Origin of the sequence: Bacillus methanolicus PB1 (assembly GCF_000262755.1) — a bacterium.
Taxonomy (GTDB): domain Bacteria; phylum Bacillota; class Bacilli; order Bacillales; family Cytobacillaceae; genus Bacillus_Z; species Bacillus_Z methanolicus.
This window is the reverse complement of sequence record NZ_AFEU01000003.1, coordinates 1,059,474-1,080,439: the sequence shown is the minus strand read 5'-3', so window position 1 is coordinate 1,080,439 and position 20,966 is coordinate 1,059,474. Positions and strand designations below refer to the sequence as shown.

The following is a 20,966-nucleotide window of genomic DNA, read 5'->3' as shown; positions in this document are numbered from 1 at the left end:
ATGTTCGGTATAATGTTAAGTAATCACATTTGTTTTTTGCAAATATAATGTACCAATAGCAAAAGGAGGAATTTCCGTGCTGTTAAATCTCAACAAAGATAAAACAATTATCTCCTATAATGAATATCCTTACTTAGTTTATGGTCGTGTATCTACCGAAAAAGATGAACAAGTTTCGTCGCTTGAAAATCAAATTGATATTTGTCACAACTGGATCGAGAAAAACAATTTCGAATGGAATGAAAAAGCAATTGTACTTGATAACGGAATCAGCGGAACTGTTTTGCTTGATCGTGCTGCCATGCAATTAGTTTTAGAAAAAGCACGTAAACGTGAAATTAAGATGGTCATATTTAAATCTATTCACCGTTTGGCAAGGGATATGAAAGATGCACTAGAAATCAAAGAAACATTGCTTGCTCACGGAGTACGGCTGGTAACGATCGAAGAAGGTTATGATAGCCTTTATGAAGGCAAAAATGATATGAAGTTTGAAATGTTCTCAATGTTTGCTGCCCAGTATCCAAAGACACTATCAGTATCAATTAGTGGTGTGTTCGCTGCTAAAGTACGTCGAGGAGAACATATCGGTCCAGTTCCATTCGGCTATAACAAAGAAGATAAAAAGCTAGTGATAAATGAAGATGAAGCACCTACCATTCGCTTAATCTTTAAGTGGTACAATCACGACGGATTCGGATTTAAAACTATCACTAGGTTACTAAATGAAGAATTAGCAAAGGGCAATGTTGCGAAGCCGCGAAAAAAAGACAAATGGCAAGTAACCACAGTTCAACGGATTATCAGGAATCCTACGTACACAGGTATATTTATCCATAATCGTTATACCAAAATAAAAGTGAATGGTCGAAAAAAACAAATAGAAAATCCTCGTGAAAAATGGACCATATATGAAAATCACCATCCGGCAATCATTTCAAAAGAGGAATGGGAGAAAGCCAATAGCAAAGAGGTAACGAACAAAAAGACAAAGATCACTCCATGGAACGAATTTAGAGGGTTGCTTCGTTGTTCTGAATGTGACTCAAATATGGTCATTGTTCAATCATATAAAAAAAATAAAGATGGCGAACGAATAGAATGGAGATACCTAAAATGCTCAGAGTACCGCCGAGCTGGGAAATTTGGCTGCGTCAATCATACGCCGATTCGATATGAAGATTTTCGAGAGTTTGTTCTCAAAAAGATCATTAATAAAGGAAAGAAAACGAAAATTAATTTTGAAAACAATCTTTATCAACAGAAACAGAAAGAAATTAGCACATTAGAGAAACAAAAAAAAGAATTAGAGCAAATGAACAACGGCTTAATTGATCTGTACCTTAAAGACAAGTTGATCTCAAAAGCTGAGTTTCAGATGAAACGAAAAGAATATGAGCAGGAAATTAAAAATATTTCTGATCGGATCTTTTTATTAAGACAAGAAGAAGAAGTGAAAATTGACATTGAAAGCATTCAAGAGGCTTTTGAACAATTAAAAAAACATGACGAAGATCTCCATCATGCGATAAGCACTCTAATTGATCATATCGTTGTTCACCCAGATGGTAAGCTTGATTTTCACTACAAATTTGAATTTTAGTGCGGTCTGAGTTTGCAAAGGATATACATCGCAAATGCAATGCAAAAGCTTGGTGTTAAGGGGCGTTCACAAGCTGTTGTAGAGCTCCTTCGAATGGGAGAACTAAAGCTTTAATCAAAACCGGCTATCCTTTTGGGAAGCCGGTTAAAACATTTATTTATCAATGGATGGAGCAAGATACTTAGTATTGAAGTCTCAATTTTAAAAAACACAGCCAATTTTTCCTTCTTGAAATTTAGTGAAAAAAGATAGAAAATAAGAGAAGTTGTGAGATTCGTGAAAGCGTAAATGGGAGTTGTGTTGAAATGAGACTGGAAGATATGCAAAAAAATGATGGAGCACAAATTGTGGCAGATATTGAAAAAGAATTGCGATACATATCCGGCATTATTAAACAAAAGGGAAGAGAGATCTTAAGCAATTATACCATTACTCTTCCCCAGTTTGTGGCGCTGCAATGGCTTTTCGAAGAAGGAGACATGACAATCGGTGAACTCTCTAATAAGATGTATCTTGCATTCAGCACAACTACAGATCTCATTGACAGGATGGAAAAAAATAAACTTGTTATCCGTGTAAAGGATCCAAATGACAGGAGAGTCGTCCGCATTCATCTATTGGAAGAAGGCGGAAGAATCATCGAAGAAGTAATTAAAAAAAGACAGGCATATTTGCAGGAGGTTTTAAAAAATTATTCAGATGAAGAAGTAATTGCACTGAAAAATAATTTAATCAGATTGCATCAAGACATGCGTGAAGAATGAGGCGAGATGTTTGAAACAACCAATAGGTATCATAGATTCGGGAGTTGGCGGATTGACAGTAGCAAAAGAAGTCATGCGCCAGCTTCCCCATGAACAAATTTTCTATCTAGGGGACACAGCTCGGTGCCCTTATGGTCCAAGGACGAGTGATGAAGTAAAAACTTTTACATGGCAGATGACCAGTTTTTTGCTTGAGAAAAATATAAAAATGCTTGTTATCGCTTGCAATACGGCTACAGCTGTCGCCTTGGATGAAATTAGCCGCGAGCTGCCGATTCCGGTGATCGGGGTTATTCATCCTGGTGCGAGAACTGCGATAAAAGTAACAAAAAACCGCCGAATCGGAGTTATTGGAACAGAAGGGACGGTAAGAAGCGGGGCCTATGAAAAGGCATTGAAATCGATTAATCGCCATGTAACCGTTAAAAGCCTTGCCTGTCCGAAATTTGTCCCCCTTGTTGAGAGCGGTGAATATTTCGGACCGGTTGCCAAAAAAATTGTTGCCGAGACTTTACTGCCTTTAAGAAACAAAGGCCTTGATACGCTCATATTAGGATGTACCCATTATCCGCTTCTTGAACCTTTAATTAAAAATTTCATGGGAAAAGGCGTAAATGTAATCAGCTCGGGTGAAGAAACGGCTAGGGAAATAAGTACAATTCTTCATCACAACGGAATGCTCCATGTGAGCGAAGAAGAACCGATCCATCAATTTTTTACTACTGGATCGAAAGCTATTTTTACAAAAATTGCTTCCCAGTGGCTTGGAAAACCGATTGAAAACGTAAGTATGATAAAGCTTGGATAAAGATGCTGGCTCATAAGGGTCTGCCCCACTCTATTGGAGGGGTCTGGCCCTTTACAATTGAGTCAGCTTTTTTGTTCGAAAATAATGTTGAAAAACTCCTGATAAAAATGTCCAATTTTTTTGCGAAAGACGGTCTATTTTATTCGAAAGTTCGTATACATGTAGTACAAACTGTATCAGGAGGGATCTTATGTTTATAAATAAAAAAACGCCCCTTGTATTAGCTGCTTTTGTATTATCAATAATTTTGACCGGTTGCGGGTCGTTAGGCAGTAAAGAAACGAAAATAGATCCGCCTCAAGACGTCAGTTATTTAGAAGAAGAGGGAGAAAAAGTTTTAAAAGAAGAAAATGAAAATACTGTTAAAGAGGAAGCAACCGGCGGAAAAGAGAAAGCGGCGGAAGAAACAGTAAGAACGGAGCTTTATTTAATTGATAAAGAAGGTTATGTAGTTCCGCAAACATTGGCTCTTCCAAAAACGGAAAGTGTAGCGAAACAAGCGCTCGAATACTTGGTTGAACAAGGCCCGGTTTCAGAACTTCTACCTAATGGATTCAGGGCAGTATTGCCGGCTGATACGAAAATGACGGTAAAAATAAAGGATGGGACTGCTGTTGTTGATTTCTCCAAAGAATTTGCCAACTATAAACCGGAGGATGAATTAAAAGTCTTGCAGGCTGTTACATGGACGTTGACCCAATTTGATTCTGTTGGAAAAGTCAAAATACAAATGAATGGAAAAGAGTTAACAGAGATGCCGGTTAATGGAACCCCAATCGGCGGAGAGTTAAGCAGAAAAGACGGTATAAACTTAGATACGGCCGGAGTGGCAGATATTACAAATACAAGAGCTGTAACCGTCTACTTCCTTGGCGGGGATGAAGATTCTTATTATTATGTTCCGGTCACCCGGCGTGTAGAAAATAAGGTTAAAGACGGCATTGTTGCGGCTGTAACAGAGCTGATTAAAGGACCGGGATATGCCTCGCCGCTATTAAGCGAATTCAATCCGGATACAAAGCTCCTGGATAATCCAAAAGTTGAAAACGGAAATGTTACCTTAAATTTCAATGAGTCTATTTATGGAAGCTTTGAAGAAAAAATGATTTCCAAGCATGTGTTGAACTCTCTCGTTCTTTCTTTAACAGAACAGAAAGGAATTGAAAGCGTGTCAATTACGGTGGACGGAAAAACAGAAATAGTAAATGAAAACGGCGAAAAACTTACAGAACCTGTATCCCGTCCTGAAAAAGTCAACACAGGTAGTTTTTAATAAATTTTTTTTGTTATACTATATTATGACAACGTAAGAGGTAGGCATTTTATGCCGCCTCTTCTTTAATGCTGAAAAGCGTTTGGCAGTCTTTTGTAAAATAGACATTGCCAAACTGAAGGAGGAAAATAAATGCGTATTGATGGCCGAGAATCAATGCAATTAAGAACGATACATATTGAACCGGATTTTTTGAAACATCCTGAAGGTTCGGTCCTTATTACAGTTGGTGACACGAAAGTAATTTGTACGGCCAGTATTGATGAGAGGGTTCCTCCGTTCATGCGCGGGGAAGGAAAAGGATGGATAACAGCAGAGTATTCAATGCTTCCAAGAGCGACTGAACAAAGAAACATAAGGGAATCTTCAAAGGGCAAGGTGTCAGGCCGCACAATGGAAATTCAGCGGCTGATTGGCCGAGCCTTACGGGCAGTTGTAGATTTAGAGAACATTGGAGAAAGAACAATTTGGCTTGATTGTGACGTTATACAAGCGGATGGCGGGACAAGAACCGCGGCGATTACCGGTGCGTTTGTAGCAATGGCTATTGCATTATATAAGCTTTATGAAAAAAAGTCGATTGGAAAATATCCCGTAACTGATTTTCTTGCTGCAACAAGTGTAGGGATTCTCGAAAATAAACAAATTGTATTAGACTTGAATTATGTGGAAGATTCAAAAGCGGGAGTAGATATGAATGTAGTAATGACTGGTAGCGGGGAATTTGTTGAATTGCAAGGAACGGGTGAAGAATCTACATTTTCCTACGGAGAATTGCAGGATCTTTTAAAAGTTGCGCAGGAAGGGCTTATGGAACTGTTTGAAATTCAAAAAGAAGTGCTTGGTGATGAAATTACTAACCTTATCTATCAAAATAGAGGAGACAAAGAGGGGAAAAGTTAGGTGAAAGAGGTTATTATTGCTACAAAAAACAGAGGAAAAGCGAAAGAGTTTGCAACGATGTTCGAGCCAAAGGGCATTCAGGTAAAAACTCTTCTTGATTATCCTGAAATTGGCGAAATTGAGGAAACAGGCTCAACGTTCGAGGAAAATGCCGTATTAAAGGCTGAATCTGTTGCCAAGCAATTAGGAAAAATGGTCATTGCCGATGATTCAGGCTTAATGGTTGATGCTTTAGACGGCAGGCCGGGCATTTATTCGGCACGATATGCAGGAGAAGAAAAAAACGATAATGCCAATATTGACAAAGTGCTTAAAGAACTGGAAGGCGTCAATGATGATGAACGGACTGCCAGGTTTTATTGTGCCCTTGCCGTCGCCTCTCCAAATCAGCCGACATTTACATTTTCCGGTACATGTGAAGGTTTGATTTTGAAAGAAAGAAGAGGCGCGAACGGATTCGGCTATGATCCGGTTTTTTATGTATTTGAGAAAGGGAGGTCAATGGCAGAACTGCTTCCGGAAGAGAAAAATCAAATCAGCCATCGTGCCAACGCCTTAAGAAAATTAAAAGAGCATCTTGATAACCTTTTGGGAAGGGAAGAGAGGCCATGACAAAAATTTTGATTGTCAGTGACAGTCACGGGTCTATTGCAGAACTTGAAAAATTGCTTGAAAAGCACGGAGATGAAGTGGACATTATGCTCCATTGCGGTGACTCCGAGCTTTCAGTCTCTCATCCCATTATGGAACGCTTTCGGGCGGTAAGAGGCAATTGTGATTTTGACAGCGGTTTTCCTGATGAAAGGCTTGAAGAAGCAGGTGACAGACTGATATTTGTTACGCATGGACATCGCTATTCTGTTAAATCTTCTTTACTAAATCTCAGCTATCGTGCAAAAGAATTGAACGCGGATATCATATGCTTTGGGCACTCTCACGTTCTTGGAGCTGAAAAGATTGATGATATGTTGTTTATTAATCCGGGAAGCATTCTTTTGCCCAGGATGAGAAAAGAAAGAACATATGCAATAATAGAGCTGTCCGGAGAGTCAGTTTATTTGCAAGTGTATGATATTGAATCAGGGGAAATGCCGGATTTATTTTCGGAATTTACACTTCCAAAATGATAGAAATGCCACTTGGAACACGAGGGAAGCGGATTTTCTTCCCTTGTTCCATTGTTTTTAAAAAAATATCTGTTTTGTGTTGACAATTAATTGTTAGGCTAATATAATAAAACTTGTCTTTGATTTGATAATTTATGTCCCAGTAGCTCAGCTGGATAGAGCAACGGCCTTCTAAGCCGTCGGTCGGGAGTTCGAATCTCTCCTGGGACGCCATCTAACTACATACCCTAACATATTCCGTTATGTTTAATAAAAGTTCCGGATTGTATGCCGGAAATTTTTTTACATAACAGTTTTTTATTATCGATATTCCTCTTCGGGAACTTTTTTTGAAAGCGCTTTATTTAGTGTGAGGAAATGTAACGTAAATGACGGATTATTTCCATATATATTATGATGCGCTTTTCCTTTTGGTACAATGTAAAATTCCTCTCTGATCACCTAAAATTTTTTAAAAATTTTTCCTCGCCAAGAAGTATTAGCACGTCAGCATTGTAAGCGGATACAACAAAAAAGATATATCGAAATTATCGAATAATTCACAAAAAGACTATTGACTCTCTAATAAAATGAGCGTAAGATAGTCCTCAAATAAACCGAACTTTCTGTCAATAAAGATCGGCAAAAACCGTTTCTGCACCTACTCATGATGTAAAAATAACCACAATTTGAACGGCAAGTAATAAGGTTTATGGTTACTTCCGTTTTCATCTTTTTACAATTTAAAAATTTAACAGTTTAAAGTGTTCGTTTATTACAGTATGGAGGTGCGTTTTTCGTGTCCGAACAATGGATATATTTAAACGGCGAATATGTGACAAAAGAGAACGCCAAAATTTCAGTATATGATCATGGGTTTTTGTACGGAGACGGAGTTTTTGAGGGAATACGTGTATACAGCGGCAATATCTTTCGAATGAAAGAACATATGGATCGCCTCTATCGATCGGCAAAGTCGATTATGCTTGAAATTCCTCATACTCAGGATGAGTTAACAAAAATTATCGCTGAAACAGTGGAAAGAAACCTGTTCGAAGATGCCTATATCCGGGTTGTTGTCTCCAGAGGAGTAGGAGATCTTGGTTTAGATCCAAATAATTGCAAATCAGCTAGCGTTGTTGTCATTGTCGAACCGCTGACTATTTATCCTAAAGAATTATACGAAAGAGGACTGGAAATAGTCACAGTAGCTACAAGGCGAAACAGATCGGATGTATTGAGCCCGAAAGTAAAATCATTAAACTATTTAAATAATGTACTCGTCAAAATCGAAGCCCATTTGGCGAACGTGAAAGAAGCGCTCATGCTAAATGATCAAGGCTACGTCGCTGAAGGATCGGCAGATAATATTTTCATCGTTAAAGACAGGGTTTTCATAACACCGCCCGGCTATGTCGGAGCACTTGAAGGCATTACGAGAAACGCTGTAATGGAAATTGCTGAGGAGCTTGGCTACGAGGTGAAGGAAGAACCGTTTACAAGACATGATGTTTATACAGCAGATGAGGTTTTCCTTACAGGAACCGCAGCCGAAGTTATTGCAGTCGTAAAAGTGGATGGCAGAGTCATTGGAGATGGTGTACCTGGGGTCCATACGAAAAAATTATTGGAAAAATTCAGGGAACGGGTAGTTAAAGAAGGAGTTAAAGTAAATTATCAACAAGAAACCACACATGTTAGCTGAATAATCGAAAGCGTTGAAGAGGATAAGTAGTTTTATGGATCGTCATTAACAGAGAGCCGGAGAAGCTGAGAACTGGCAATGGCACCATAAAATGAACTCACCTCCGAGCGTTGGCTTGAAAGAGAATTCAAGTAGGGCCGGTCGGGTGCTCGGCACCCGTTATCAAAACGAGCAGCAAAACGTTTGCTGTTCATGAGTGCACGCATATTTTGCGTGAAGAAGGGTGGTACCGTGGAACAGGTTTCAAAGCCTTTTCACCCCTTAGGCCCAAGTGTAGTGGGCTGTTTAGGGGATGGAAGGGCTTTTTTTAATTTATTTTTTAATCAGTGATTAATAGGAGGTCTTAAAAATGTTGCAGGAAACTGCCTTTACGAAAAAAAAGGCTGAAAAAAAGGCGATGAGTGGCGCAGAATTATTGCTCGAAGCACTGGTAAAGGAAAATGTTGAAGTGATATTTGGATATCCGGGCGGGGCTGTCCTTCCGATTTACGACAAGCTTTACGATTCTAAGATCTTACATGTGCTCCCGAGGCATGAACAAGGAGGAATTCATGCTGCTGAAGGTTATGCAAGAATTACCGGGAAACCAGGGGTAGTCATTGCCACATCGGGTCCTGGAGCAACAAACATTGTAACCGGACTGACAGATGCGATGATGGATTCTTTACCGCTAGTTGTATTCACAGGGCAAGTAGCAACAGGCGTAATCGGGACAGACGCTTTTCAGGAGGCAGATATTCTCGGTATAACGACACCAATAACCAAATACAATTACCAGGTTCGCAACATTGAAGACATTCCTCGGATCGTAAAAGAAGCATTTTATATTGCTTCAAGCGGAAGGCCGGGTCCGGTCTTAATCGATATTCCGAAAGATATGGCAGCATCTGCTGCATATGTTCCGGATGATGTTGAAGTCAATTTGCCGGGATATCAGCCGAATATCCAGCCGAATTATTTGCAGATCAGAAAATTGACAGAGGCTGTAAGCAGTGCAAAACGCCCGGTTATTTTAGCCGGTGCAGGTGTCCTTCATGCAAAAGCATCAGAGGAATTAAAGATATATGCCGAACAGCAGCAAATCCCTGTTGTTCATACACTCCTCGGTTTAGGGGGATTTCCGGCAAACCACCCTTTGTTTGTTGGAATGGCAGGTATGCATGGTTGTTATTCAGCGAATATGGCACTGTATGAATGTGATTTACTTGTCAATATCGGAGCCCGTTTTGATGACCGGCTCACCGGAAACCTGCAGCATTTTGCCCCTAAGGCGACAGTGGCCCATATTGATATTGATCCTGCAGAGATCGGCAAAAATGTTCCAACACAAATTCCGGTTGTTGCCGATGCCAAGGAAGCATTAACCCAACTGATTGCTCAAGAAGGAAGGCCGCCAGAGAATAAGGAATGGTTGAACACTATACAGGAATGGAAAACAAAGCACCCGTTCCACTATGAGGAAGATGCTACACTAAAACCGCAAAAAGTTATGGAGATGCTGTATGAGAAAACGAATGGTGACGCAATTGTTGTCACCGATGTTGGACAACATCAAATGTGGGCAGCTCAATATTATCCTTTAAAAAATCCGGACAGATGGGTAACGTCCGGCGGTTTAGGAACAATGGGTTTCGGGCTACCCGCAAGCATCGGGGCCCAGCTGGCAGACCCGGATGCATGCGTTCTTTCGATTTCAGGTGACGGCGGTTTTCAAATGTGCAGCCAGGAGCTTGCGGTTATTGCCGAACTGCAGCTTCCGATAAAAATTATTATTCTTAACAACCAAGCGCTTGGAATGGTCCGGCAATGGCAGGAAATCTTTTATCAATCGCGATACTCACATAGTAAGTTTCCAACACTGCCTTCATTCGTAAAATTGGCAGAAGCTTACGGAATAAAAGGCTATGAAATTCACACAGAAGAAGAAGCGGAAACAATCCTTAATCAAGTTTTGCATAATCGGGAGCCGGTTCTTCTCGATTTCCGTGTAAATCCTGATGAAAATGTCTATCCGATGATCGCACCAGGAAAAGGGATACATGAAATGGTAGGTGTTAAAGAGTGAAACGGATTATTTCCATGACGGTTTTAAATCGTCCCGGTGTTTTGAACCGGATTACCAATCTATTTTCCAAACGAAATTACAATATCGAAAGCATTACAGTCGGACATTCGGAACAAGAAGGGGTTTCAAGAATCACCTGTGTCGTTCACGTAGATAATGACAGGATCGTCGAACAAATTACGAAACAATTAAACAAGCAAATAGATGTCATAAAAGTCACTGATATGAGTGATCAATCGATTGTTGCCAGGGAACTTGCGCTAATAAAAGTTCTTGCTCCCCCACATACAAGAAGTGAAATTTATTCGCTTATTCAACCGTTCCGGGCATCTGTTATCGATGTGAGCAAAGACAGCTTGGTTATTCAAATCACCGGTGAAACTGATAAGGTGGAGGCATTCATTGAATTGATAAAACCATATGGAATCAAAGAACTGGCAAGAACGGGAACGACGGCATTCCCGAGAGGAATCCAGCGTTCAGCAAATTCAGTCAAAACAATTTCAATCGTTTAATTATACAAATTTGATAAAGGAAAGGAAGAAAAAACATGGCAAAAATGTACTATAACGGAGATGCAAATGAACAATATTTAAACGCGAAAAAGGTAGCAGTTATCGGGTATGGTTCTCAAGGACACGCACACGCACAAAACATGCGTGACAGCGGAGTGGACGTTGTCATCGGAATAAGAAAAGGAAAATCATGGGAAAAAGCGGAGCAAGACGGATTTAAAGTTTATTCGGTTGCTGAAGCTACAGCTGCTGCAGATGTTGTAATGATTTTGCTTCCAGATGAATTGCAGCCAAAAGTGTATAAAGAAGAAATCGAACCAAATTTAACAAACCAGGCACTGATGTTTGCCCATGGATTTAACATTCATTTTAACCAAATTGTTCCTCCTGAAAACTGTGATGTATTACTTGTCGCACCAAAAGGCCCGGGTCATTTAGTAAGAAGAACGTATCAAGAAGGGGCCGGAGTTCCAGCTTTGTTTGCAATATACCAAGATGTCAGCGGAAAAGCAAAAGAGCTTGCGCTAGCTTATGCAAAAGCAATCGGTTCTTTACGGGCAGGGGCTCTTGAAACAACTTTTAAAGAAGAAACAGAAACCGATTTATTCGGAGAACAAGCTGTTCTATGCGGCGGACTTACATCTCTTGTTAAAGCAGGATTTGAAACATTGACAGAAGCAGGTTATCAGCCGGAACTCGCTTATTTTGAATGTTTGCATGAACTTAAATTGATCGTGGATCTAATGTACGAAGGCGGCTTGGCAGGTATGCGCTACTCTATTTCAGACACAGCTCAATGGGGTGATTTCGTCAGCGGCCCGCGTGTTGTAAATGACCAAGTAAAACAAGAAATGAAAGCAGTATTGAAAGATATTCAGGAAGGAAAATTCGCGAAAGGCTGGATTTTAGAAAACCAGGCAAACCGTCCTGTCTTTAATGCCATCAATGAGCGTGAAAAAGAGCATCCAATTGAAAAAGTCGGAAGAGAATTAAGAAAAATGATGCCATTTGTCAATAAAGACAAACAGAAAGAAGTGGTCGCAAGTGCGAAAAATTAAAATTTTCGATACGACTTTGAGAGACGGGGAACAATCAGCCGGCGTTAATCTCAATCAATCAGAAAAGCTTGAGATTGCCAGACAGCTTGAACGGTTGAATGTCGATATTATAGAAGCCGGCTTCCCTGCCGCTTCAAAAGGGGATTTTACTTCAGTAGAACAAATTGCCCAGACAGTAAAAAACAGTTCAGTTACAGGTTTAGCCAGATCGGTTATGACGGATATTGATGCGGCATGGGAAGCATTAAAAGGGGGTGCAGAGCCGAGGTTGCATGTATTTATTGCAACCTCGCCGATTCACCGCCAATATAAACTCAAACAAACTGCTGACCAAGTAAAAGAAACCGCTGTTGCGGCCGTTAAATATGCGGCAAAGAAATTTCCGGTTATTCAGTGGTCGGCTGAAGATGCCAGCCGGACTGAGCTTCCTTTTCTTGCTGAAATTGTAGAAGAAGTCATTCAAGCTGGCGCTCATGTCATTAATATACCGGATACAGTCGGCTACAGTACTCCGCACGAATATGGAAATATATTTCGCTATTTAAAAGAAAATGTTCCTTCCATTCATAAAGTCGAGCTATCGTCCCATTGCCATGATGATCTTGGATTGGCAATTGCAAACTCCCTTTCTGCAGTTGAAAATGGCGCCACACAAGTTGAGGGGACGATAAACGGAATTGGCGAACGGGCAGGGAATGCAGCCCTTGAAGAACTGGCTGTCGCTCTTCATATCCGAAAAGATCATTATAATGCGGAAACAAGATTAAATTTAAAAGAAATTAGCAGAACAAGCAGCCTTGTCAGCAAATTAACCGGAATGGTTGTTCCGGCGAATAAGGCGGTTGTTGGGAAAAATGCGTTTGCTCATGAATCAGGAATTCATCAAGATGGAGTTTTAAAAGAAAAGACTACTTATGAAATTATCTCTCCTGATCTTGTCGGGTTCCAATCAAATTCTCTTGTGCTTGGAAAGCATTCGGGCCGCCATGCATTTAAAAACCGTCTAACGGAGCTCGGATTGGCAGTACCTGATGAAGATATTAACCATTTGTTTAAAGTTTTTAAAGATTTGGCGGATCGGAAAAAAGAAATGACTGATGATGACTTAGCTGCGATTGTGTTAGAAGAAAAACTTACAAAAGAAGAGCGTTTTTACGACTTGATATCAATCCAGATCCAATATGGAACAAATCAAGTACCGACTGCTACTGTTACACTTTCAGGCCGTGATAATGAAATAATCCAAGAAGCTGGAACCGGTGCAGGAAGTATTGAAGCGTTATATAACACACTTGAAAAGTGTATGAATGAAAAAATTAATTTGCTTGATTATCGAATTCAATCGGTTGGAGCCGGCAGGGATGCACTTGCCCAAGTGTTTGTCAAAATGCGCTATGCAGGCAAAGAAACAAGCGGAAGAGGGCTGGCGCAGGATGTTCTCGAAGCTTCAGCCAAAGCCTATCTAAATGCAGTCAATCGCGTCATTTACGTGGGCGAGAAAACGGAAGTGGTTACTAACAATTAATGTAAATAAACGGAGGAGATTTCCGATGGCAAAAAAAATTGCTGTATTGCCCGGAGATGGAATTGGAAAGGAAGTAACTTCCGGTGCAATTCAAATTTTGCAAACAGTTGGAGAACGATTTGGAAACCAATTCCAATTTTCGTATGGAAAAATTGGAGGAGAAGCATACGATGCCACCGGAAGCCCATTGCCTGAAGAAACGGTTGCGCTTTGTAAAGAAAGCGACGCAGTTCTGCTTGGAGCGGTTGGAGGCCCAAAATGGGATCATCTTCCTGCCCATCTTCGGCCGGAACAAGGTTTATTAAAGATACGGAAAGAATTACATTTGTATGCAAACTTAAGACCGACAACTTTTTATAAAAGTCTTTCTGATTCCTCGCCGCTTCGGCCGGAAGTGATCGAGGATGTGGATTTGCTGATGGTCAGGGAATTGACAGGGGGCCTATACTTTGGAAAACCGAGTGAGCGTTTGAGCAAAAACGGCAAGGAATCCGCGGTCGATACTCTCTTTTACCATCGGGAAGAAATGGAACGCGTGATAGAAACGGCATTCGAGTTAGCAAAAAAAAGAAAGAAGAAGGTTACATCGGTAGATAAGGCAAATGTTCTTGAATCAAGCCGAATGTGGCGGGAAGTTGCTGAAGAGATTGCAAAGAGATTCCCTGACATAGAGCTTCAGCATATGCTTGTTGATAATGCTGCGATGCAAATGATTAAAAATCCGAAACAGTTTGATGTCATTGTAACTGAAAATATGTTTGGAGATATTTTGAGTGATGAAGCATCCGTCTTGACCGGATCGCTTGGAATGCTTCCTTCAGCAAGCCTTTCTCTTGCCGGCCCTTATTTATATGAACCGATTCACGGTTCAGCTCCTGATATACAAGGAAAAAATATCGCGAATCCAATTGCTATGATTTTATCTGCCGCTATGATGCTTCGCCTCTCGTTTGGGCTGGAAAAGGAAGCGAAAGCTGTAGAAAACGCCGTTAATCGAGTTCTTGATGCAGGATACAGAACAAAAGATCTTGATTCTGTCGGCGCGAAAATTATTACCACTACAGAGATGGTAGAAAAAATAAAAACTGCTCTCTTAGAAAATGAAGCGACCTTAAGCATCAAGAATGTTCATGCATAGGAAAAAATAGGGGCGGGTCAGCTCCCTCCAATACAACATAAAGACAAACATGAAAAAACTATTCGAATTATTGTCATTGTTCGGAGGGAGTCAGACCATAAAAATTAAGCCCCTGTTTCTATCAAATTTTTTACTACAACAGAGGGGGATCGACATGGGAAAATCGATTATCGATAAAATTTGGGAACAGCATGTCGTGTATCGGGAAGAAGGAAAACCGGACTTGCTTTATATTGATCTTCATCTCGTTCATGAAGTAACATCTCCTCAAGCTTTTTCAGGTCTTAAGCTGAAAAACCGGAAGGTGAGAAGACCTGATAAGACTTTTGCGACAATGGACCATAATGTTCCGACAATTAACCGGTTTAAAATTGATGATGAAGTGGCTTTAAACCAAATTAGTACACTTGAAAAAAACTGTAAAGAGTTCGGAATTCCGTTAGCGGATTTGAACAGTCCGGAGCAGGGAATTGTCCATGTTATCGGACCTGAGCTCGGATTGACGCAGCCTGGTTTGACAGTTGTCTGTGGAGATAGCCATACGTCCACCCACGGCGCTTTTGGGGCTTTAGCATTCGGTATTGGAACTAGTGAAGTGGAGCATGTATTGGCAACACAAACGCTCTGGCAAACAAAACCGAAAACATTAAAGCTTGAAATAAATGGGAAGCTTGCTCCGATGGTTAGCGCAAAAGACGTAATTTTATACATTTTGGCCAAATTTGGGGTGAAATTTGGAACAGGGTACATCATTGAATATTGCGGAGAAGTTATTGAAAATATGTCGATGGAAGAACGGATGACGATATGCAATATGTCAATTGAAGGCGGTGCAAGAGCAGGTTTAATCAGCCCGGATGAAACTACTTTTTCTTATTTAAGAGGCAGAAAATATGCACCGAAGGGAGATAGCTTTGAAGAAAAGGTATTACAATGGAAAAAACTTGCATCAGATCCGGATGCCCATTATGATAAAGTGCTTTCCATTAACGGAAGCGATATTGAACCGATGGTAAGCTGGGGAACGAATCCTGGAATGACTTCGCCAATAACGGGGTATATTCCTTACTTAAATGAAGCAAAGACAGAAACAGAACGAAAATCAACAGAAAGAGCCTTATCATATATGGGTCTTTCAGAAGGAATGAAAATTGAAGATATTGAGATTCAACATGTGTTCATTGGCTCCTGTACGAATTCTCGAATTGAAGATTTAAGGGCAGCTGCAGAAATTGCTAAAGGAAAAAGTGTGCATCCAAGTGTAAGAGCTCTTGTTGTGCCGGGGTCGCAGCATGTTAAGATGCAGGCGGAAGCGGAAGGACTTGACAAAGTTTTTATTGAAGCAGGATTTGAATGGAGAGATTCCGGCTGCAGCATGTGTTTAAGCATGAATTCCGATTTAGTTCCTCCAGGTGAACATTGTGCATCAACTTCAAACCGAAATTTCGAAGGACGGCAGGGGGCAGGCGCCCGTACTCATCTTGTAAGTCCAGCTATGGCTGCCGCGGCTGCCATTTACGGCAGGTTTGTGGATGTTCGAAAATTAGCTGTTACAGAGGCTGTCTAGAAAGGAGGATGTCCAATGAGCGGATTTCAACAATTTAAAGGAAAAGCAGCTGCATTTGATCGAGCAAATGTTGATACGGATCAAATTATTCCTAAACAATTTTTAAAAAGGATTGAAAAAACGGGATTCGGAGAATTTTTATTTTATGATTGGCGCTTCTTGCCGGATGGCACTTTGAACCCGGAATTTGAATTGAATTTTCCAGAAAATCAAGGAGCAACCATATTAATTGTCAATGAAAACTTCGGATGCGGCTCTTCCAGGGAGCATGCACCATGGGCGCTTTTGGATTATGGTTTTAAAGCGATTATTGCTCCATCGTTTGCTGACATCTTTTATCAAAATTGTTTGAAAAACGGGATGCTTCCTATAACTCTTGAAGCAGAAAAGGTTGCTTATCTTTTGGAGCGGGCCAAAGATCAGCCTTACACATTAACAATTAACCTTGAAGAACAATATGTGTCCGATGAATCAGGGTTCAAAGCTTCTTTCGATATTCATCCGTATTGGAAGAAACTACTTCTAAACGGTTGGGATGAAATTGAAATTACACTGCAGCTTGAGGAATATATAAAAGCATACGAGAACAAATTATTGAATGCTTAGGGGCTGACTCTAAGGGTCTGACTCCCTCTGGTAATAACAATATATAGAATTTTGAGTTGGTCTATATATTGTTTTGAGGGGTCTGACCCTTTGCATATGGTCAGCCCTTTTTTTCATGGTCCGTTCGTGCTAAACTAACGTTAACTAAATTAGTAAGGCGGTAACCTGTATGAAAAAACGGGATCGAAATAATAAAGATAATATAATACTGTTTCCCGATTTGGAAAAAAGATTAATGGAAAAAGGATTGGAAAAATTGCAGCTAAAAGAATATCACGAGGCAATCCATTTATTTTCTGAAGCAAAGAATCTTGATCCGGAAAACACTGAAATTCATATTGGACTTGTCCTTGCCTATTTTGAATCAGGAAATCTTGGAGAAGCGAAACTGCTGGCAAAGGAGATGCTTAAGAAGGGAATCGGCGACTATTCTCAGATCGTTGAATTGTATATTAGCATTCTCGTTCAGTTGAATGAATATGAAGAAATTATAGCTGTGATCGAAGCCCTTCTGGAAGAGAAGGCAATCCCGCCGGAGAAGTTTGAACACTTTTCAAGAATCCTTCACTTAAGCAAAAAAATGATCGAGAGTAAAAAGGAAAAGCGGGTTGCAGAAGAAAATTTGCACTCAATATATGAGGATAAAAAAAAGTTGTTTTCCAGTCATGACCCTAAAGAGCAAATACTAAAAGTTGCAAAGATATCAAAACAAAACATTCGCCCATTTATTGAAGAAATAAAATCTTACTTCATTTCGGAGGAAGGGCATCCTTTCTTAAAAACAATGCTGCTGAACATTTTAAAAGAGCAGGAATATAAAAAAGAAGTCCGTGTAAATAAATTTGGCAAAACGGAATACCTTATCCCGGCAAAGTTAACGGACATTCGGGAACAAAACAAAATGTTCGAGATCACTTATATGTTAAAAGATACACTCGAAAACGAGGATCCGGTTTTGTTTGAAAATATTAAAACGTTAATAGAGCGGCATTTTTTTCTTATGTATCCGTTTGATTTCAGTCCAACTGACCCTTCCGTTTGGGCAGCTGCCTACCATTATATAGGAACGGAATACTTTGGATCAGCCCGTTCAGTTGGCGAATTTGCTGAAAAATATAATGCTTCAGCGGAAGAAATAAATAAGGCTTTGAAAATTATCAGGGAAATAGATAAAATTTCTTATCCGATTATTTAGGGATGGGCTGTTGAAACAGCGCAAACGTATGTTATAATGTAATGGTTGTAATATGCAAACAAGAAAATTTTATTTGAAAAGAATGGATTATGACTTGCAAGACAAGACATATTCAGAAGATTTTCGATCATTGAAAATGATAATAGATTTGTTGGAGGGAAAAAACGGTATGTCTGTGAATTGGGAAAAATTAGAAGGGAACCGCGGGGTTCTTACATTCGAAGTAGATGCCGAAAAATTCAACCAAGGTTTAGACTTCGCATTTAAAAAGGTAGTAAAACAGGTTAGCGTTCCTGGTTTCCGTAAAGGAAAAATGCCTCGTTCCCTTTTTGAAAAGCGCTTTGGCGTTGAATCTCTTTACCAGGATGCAATTGATTATCTATTGCCTGATGCATATGTAAATGCGGTAGAAGAAGCTGGTATTGAGCCTGTTGACCGCCCTGAAATTGATGTTGAACAAATTGAAAAGGGCAAAAGCTTAATTTTCAAAGCAACTGTTACTGTAAAGCCGGAAGTGAAACTTGGCGAATACAAAGGAATAGAAGTAGAAAAATTTGATATTAGTGTAACAGATGAAGATGTGAATAATGAAATAAAAGCTCTTCAAGAGCGCCATGCAGAGATTGTAGTAAAAGAAGAAGGAACTGCTGAAAATGGCGACACAGTTGTGATTGACTTTGAAGGATTTGTCAATGGTGAAGCGTTTGAAGGCGGAAAAGGAGAGAACTATTCTCTTGAACTTGGTTCTGGTTCATTCATTCCTGGCTTTGAAGATCAGTTAGTTGGTACAGCTGCCGGGGAAGAAAAAGAAGTTCAGGTAACATTCCCTGAAGAATATCATGCCGCAGAATTAGCAGGTAAACCTGCAGTATTTAAAGTGAAAGTACATGAAGTGAAAACAAAGGTTCTTCCTGAGCTTGATGATGAATTTGCAAAAGACGTGGATGATGAAGCTGAAACTTTTGAAGAGTTGAAAGCAAAAATTAAAGAACGCTTAGAACATGAGAAACAGCATGAGGCTGAGCACCACGTTCGTGATACAGTTGTTGAAAAGGCAGCAGAAAATGCAGAAATTGTTCTTCCTGAAGTAATGGTTAAGAATGAAGTGGACCGCATCTTGAATGAGTTTGAACAGCGTCTGCAAATGCAAGGCATGACCCTTGATTTATACTACCAATTCTCAGGACAGGATGAAGATGCTCTTCGTGAACAAATGAAAGAAGAAGCTGAAAAGCGCGTTCGTGTCGCCCTTACTCTTGAAGCCATTGCAAAAGCAGAAAATATCGAAGTAACAGATGAAGAAGTAAACGAAGATCTGCAAAAAATGGCAGACATGTATAACATGCCAGTTGATGACATTAAAAAAGCAATAGGAAGCCTTGATGGAATAAAAGGAGATCTTCAAAATCGAAAAGCAATCGATTTCCTTGTAGAATACAGCAAAACAGTTGAAAGCAATCCGGTAGAACAATAGTAAATAATTGCTAAAAGCAAGGCGCGATGCAATCGTGCCTTGTTTTATACATATACATACATAAAGAGAAAGTTATAAAGTTGTAAAATATAGGATTTAAGCAGCGTTTTTCTGGTTATGATGAGTTAGTACATATTTTTTCTATCAGTGGATCCATGTTAAAGTCTTGCAACTTAACTTATTTAAGAGCAATTAGTACCTGTCTGCCTAAAAAATGTGATACAATGCAATACATAACTGCTAGATTTTTTCTTAAAGGCTGAAAAATAAAAATAGGTCGCTTGTGATCCACATGTGTATATAGAAGTTCTCGAAGGGGTGAATTTAATGTTTAAGTTCAATGATGAAAAAGGACAGCTAAAGTGTTCTTTCTGTGGAAAAACACAAGACCAGGTCCGAAAATTAGTTGCCGGTCCGGGTGTATATATATGTGATGAGTGTATTGAATTATGCACTGAGATTGTAGAGGAAGAGCTAGGCACTGAGGAAGAAGTGGAGTTCAAAGATGTGCCGAAGCCAAAAGAAATTCTTGATATTCTTGATGAATATGTCATCGGGCAGGATCAAGCAAAAAAGTCCCTTTCTGTTGCCGTATACAATCACTATAAACGGATTAATTCCAACAGCAAGATTGATGATGTCGAGCTTTCAAAAAGCAATATTTGTATGATCGGACCGACAGGAAGCGGTAAAACATTGCTAGCACAAACATTGGCCCGCATCTTAAATGTACCTTTTGCCATTGCTGATGCTACTTCACTGACAGAAGCAGGGTATGTCGGCGAAGACGTTGAAAACATTTTGCTTAAACTGATTCAGGCCGCAGACTACGATGTTGAAAAAGCTGAAAAAGGAATTATTTACATTGATGAAATTGATAAGATTGCCCGTAAATCTGAGAATCCTTCAATTACAAGAGATGTTTCCGGAGAGGGCGTACAGCAGGCATTGTTGAAAATTCTTGAAGGTACGGTTGCAAGCGTGCCGCCTCAAGGAGGCCGCAAACATCCACATCAAGAGTTCATTCAGATTGATACAACGAACATTCTGTTCATTTGCGGCGGAGCATTCGATGGAATTGAACCAATTATTAAAAGGCGTTTAGGGCAAAAAGTTATTGGATTTGGCGGCGATTCAAAACTTTCTGAAGTTGATGAAAAAGAGCTTCTTTCAAAAGTTCTTCCAGAAGACTTATTGAAGTTCGGATTAATACCAGAATTTGTAGGGCGTTTACCTGTTATTGCAAGCCTTGAGCAGTTAGATGAAGATGCTTTGGTTGAAATTTTAACAAAACCAAAAAATGCATTAGTAAAACAATATCAAAAAATGCTTGAACTTGATGGTGTGGAATTGGAATTTGAAGACGGTGCGCTTCAAGAAATCGCGAAAAAAGCAATTGAGCGGAAGACGGGAGCTCGAGGACTTCGTTCGATTATTGAAGGTATTATGCTTGATGTAATGTTTGAACTTCCTTCAAGGGACGATATTACAAAATGCATTATTACAAAAGAAACTGTTGCTAACAACAGTGCTCCGAAACTGATTCTGAATGATGGAACAGTGATTGACGAAATAAGAAAAACCTCAGCTTAAGCGGGGAAAGATAAGGGCTGGCTCATAAGGGTCTGACACCCTCCGGAAATGAAAATATATAGAATTGT

18 protein-coding genes, 1 tRNA gene, 1 pseudogene and 1 other annotated feature are annotated in these 20,966 nt (G+C 39.8%); all 20 genes and pseudogenes read left to right on the top strand.

Going from position 1 to position 20,966, the window contains the following annotated elements; translation table 11 throughout:
- Positions 1-76 precede the first annotated feature (76 nt).
- The 20 genes and pseudogenes from PB1_RS15020 (at position 77) to clpX (ending at position 20,898) form a co-directional block, all read left to right on the top strand.
- Positions 77-1,603 carry a recombinase family protein gene (locus PB1_RS15020; RefSeq protein ID WP_004438446.1) on the top strand — a complete coding sequence of 509 codons (1,527 nt, stop codon included), beginning with the start codon at positions 77-79 and terminating at the stop codon, positions 1,601-1,603.
- An 18-nt stretch (positions 1,604-1,621) separates the two neighbouring features.
- Positions 1,622-1,717: pseudogene (locus tag PB1_RS17215) on the top strand (helix-turn-helix domain-containing protein); the annotation flags it as partial.
- A 206-nt stretch (positions 1,718-1,923) separates the two neighbouring features.
- On the top strand, positions 1,924-2,367 hold the full coding sequence (locus PB1_RS15015; RefSeq protein ID WP_004438444.1) for a MarR family winged helix-turn-helix transcriptional regulator: 444 nt from the start codon (positions 1,924-1,926) through the stop codon (positions 2,365-2,367).
- A gap of 10 nt (positions 2,368-2,377) precedes the next feature.
- Positions 2,378-3,175, top strand: a complete 798-nt coding sequence (gene racE / locus PB1_RS15010) for a glutamate racemase (RefSeq protein ID WP_004438440.1) — start codon at positions 2,378-2,380, stop codon at positions 3,173-3,175.
- 190 nt (positions 3,176-3,365) lie between these two features.
- The gene (locus PB1_RS15000; protein WP_004438432.1) at positions 3,366-4,448 is read left to right on the top strand and encodes a GerMN domain-containing protein; all 1,083 of its coding nucleotides are present in this window, start codon (positions 3,366-3,368) and stop codon (positions 4,446-4,448) included.
- 132 nt (positions 4,449-4,580) lie between these two features.
- Positions 4,581-5,351: a ribonuclease PH gene (gene rph / locus PB1_RS14995; protein WP_004438430.1), complete on the top strand. Its 771-nt coding sequence runs from the start codon at positions 4,581-4,583 to the stop codon at positions 5,349-5,351.
- Complete coding sequence (locus tag PB1_RS14990) at positions 5,352-5,963, top strand: XTP/dITP diphosphatase (RefSeq protein WP_004438427.1); 612 nt, start codon at positions 5,352-5,354, stop codon at positions 5,961-5,963.
- Positions 5,960-6,478, top strand: a complete 519-nt coding sequence (locus PB1_RS14985) for a metallophosphoesterase (protein WP_004438425.1) — start codon at positions 5,960-5,962, stop codon at positions 6,476-6,478. The genes PB1_RS14990 and PB1_RS14985 overlap by 4 nt, the downstream gene beginning before the upstream one ends.
- A 136-nt stretch (positions 6,479-6,614) precedes the next feature.
- A tRNA-Arg gene (locus PB1_RS14980) sits at positions 6,615-6,691 on the top strand.
- 565 nt (positions 6,692-7,256) lie between these two features.
- Positions 7,257-8,162, top strand: coding sequence for a branched-chain-amino-acid transaminase (gene ilvE / locus PB1_RS14975; protein ID WP_004438423.1), 906 nt, complete (start codon positions 7,257-7,259; stop codon positions 8,160-8,162).
- 4 nt (positions 8,163-8,166) lie between these two features.
- Positions 8,167-8,427 (top strand) — a binding site (T-box leader).
- A gap of 84 nt (positions 8,428-8,511) precedes the next feature.
- Complete coding sequence (gene ilvB, locus PB1_RS14970) at positions 8,512-10,227, top strand: acetolactate synthase large subunit (protein ID WP_004438420.1); 1,716 nt, start codon at positions 8,512-8,514, stop codon at positions 10,225-10,227.
- Positions 10,224-10,742, top strand: coding sequence for an acetolactate synthase small subunit (gene ilvN / locus PB1_RS14965; RefSeq protein ID WP_004438418.1), 519 nt, complete (start codon positions 10,224-10,226; stop codon positions 10,740-10,742). The genes ilvB and ilvN overlap by 4 nt, the downstream gene beginning before the upstream one ends.
- Positions 10,743-10,777: 35 nt before the next feature.
- Entirely contained in the window at positions 10,778-11,800 is a 1,023-nt protein-coding gene (gene ilvC / locus PB1_RS14960) for a ketol-acid reductoisomerase (protein WP_004438416.1), read from the top strand.
- Positions 11,787-13,325: a 2-isopropylmalate synthase gene (locus PB1_RS14955; RefSeq protein ID WP_004438415.1), complete on the top strand. Its 1,539-nt coding sequence runs from the start codon at positions 11,787-11,789 to the stop codon at positions 13,323-13,325. The genes ilvC and PB1_RS14955 overlap by 14 nt, the downstream gene beginning before the upstream one ends.
- A 25-nt stretch (positions 13,326-13,350) precedes the next feature.
- Entirely contained in the window at positions 13,351-14,463 is a 1,113-nt protein-coding gene (gene leuB / locus PB1_RS14950; RefSeq protein WP_004438413.1) for a 3-isopropylmalate dehydrogenase, read from the top strand.
- A gap of 154 nt (positions 14,464-14,617) precedes the next feature.
- A complete protein-coding gene (gene leuC / locus PB1_RS14945) occupies positions 14,618-16,030 on the top strand; it encodes a 3-isopropylmalate dehydratase large subunit (protein WP_004438411.1) in 1,413 nt (470 codons plus the stop codon).
- Between the two features lie 15 nt (positions 16,031-16,045).
- Entirely contained in the window at positions 16,046-16,636 is a 591-nt protein-coding gene (gene leuD / locus PB1_RS14940) for a 3-isopropylmalate dehydratase small subunit (RefSeq protein WP_004438409.1), read from the top strand.
- A gap of 169 nt (positions 16,637-16,805) precedes the next feature.
- Entirely contained in the window at positions 16,806-17,831 is a 1,026-nt protein-coding gene (locus PB1_RS14935; RefSeq protein WP_004438406.1) for a tetratricopeptide repeat protein, read from the top strand.
- Between the two features lie 169 nt (positions 17,832-18,000).
- Entirely contained in the window at positions 18,001-19,305 is a 1,305-nt protein-coding gene (tig, locus tag PB1_RS14930) for a trigger factor (RefSeq protein ID WP_034645685.1), read from the top strand.
- 327 nt (positions 19,306-19,632) lie between these two features.
- A complete protein-coding gene (clpX, locus tag PB1_RS14925) occupies positions 19,633-20,898 on the top strand; it encodes an ATP-dependent protease ATP-binding subunit ClpX (protein ID WP_004438402.1) in 1,266 nt (421 codons plus the stop codon).
- The last annotated feature ends 68 nt before the right edge of the window (positions 20,899-20,966 follow it).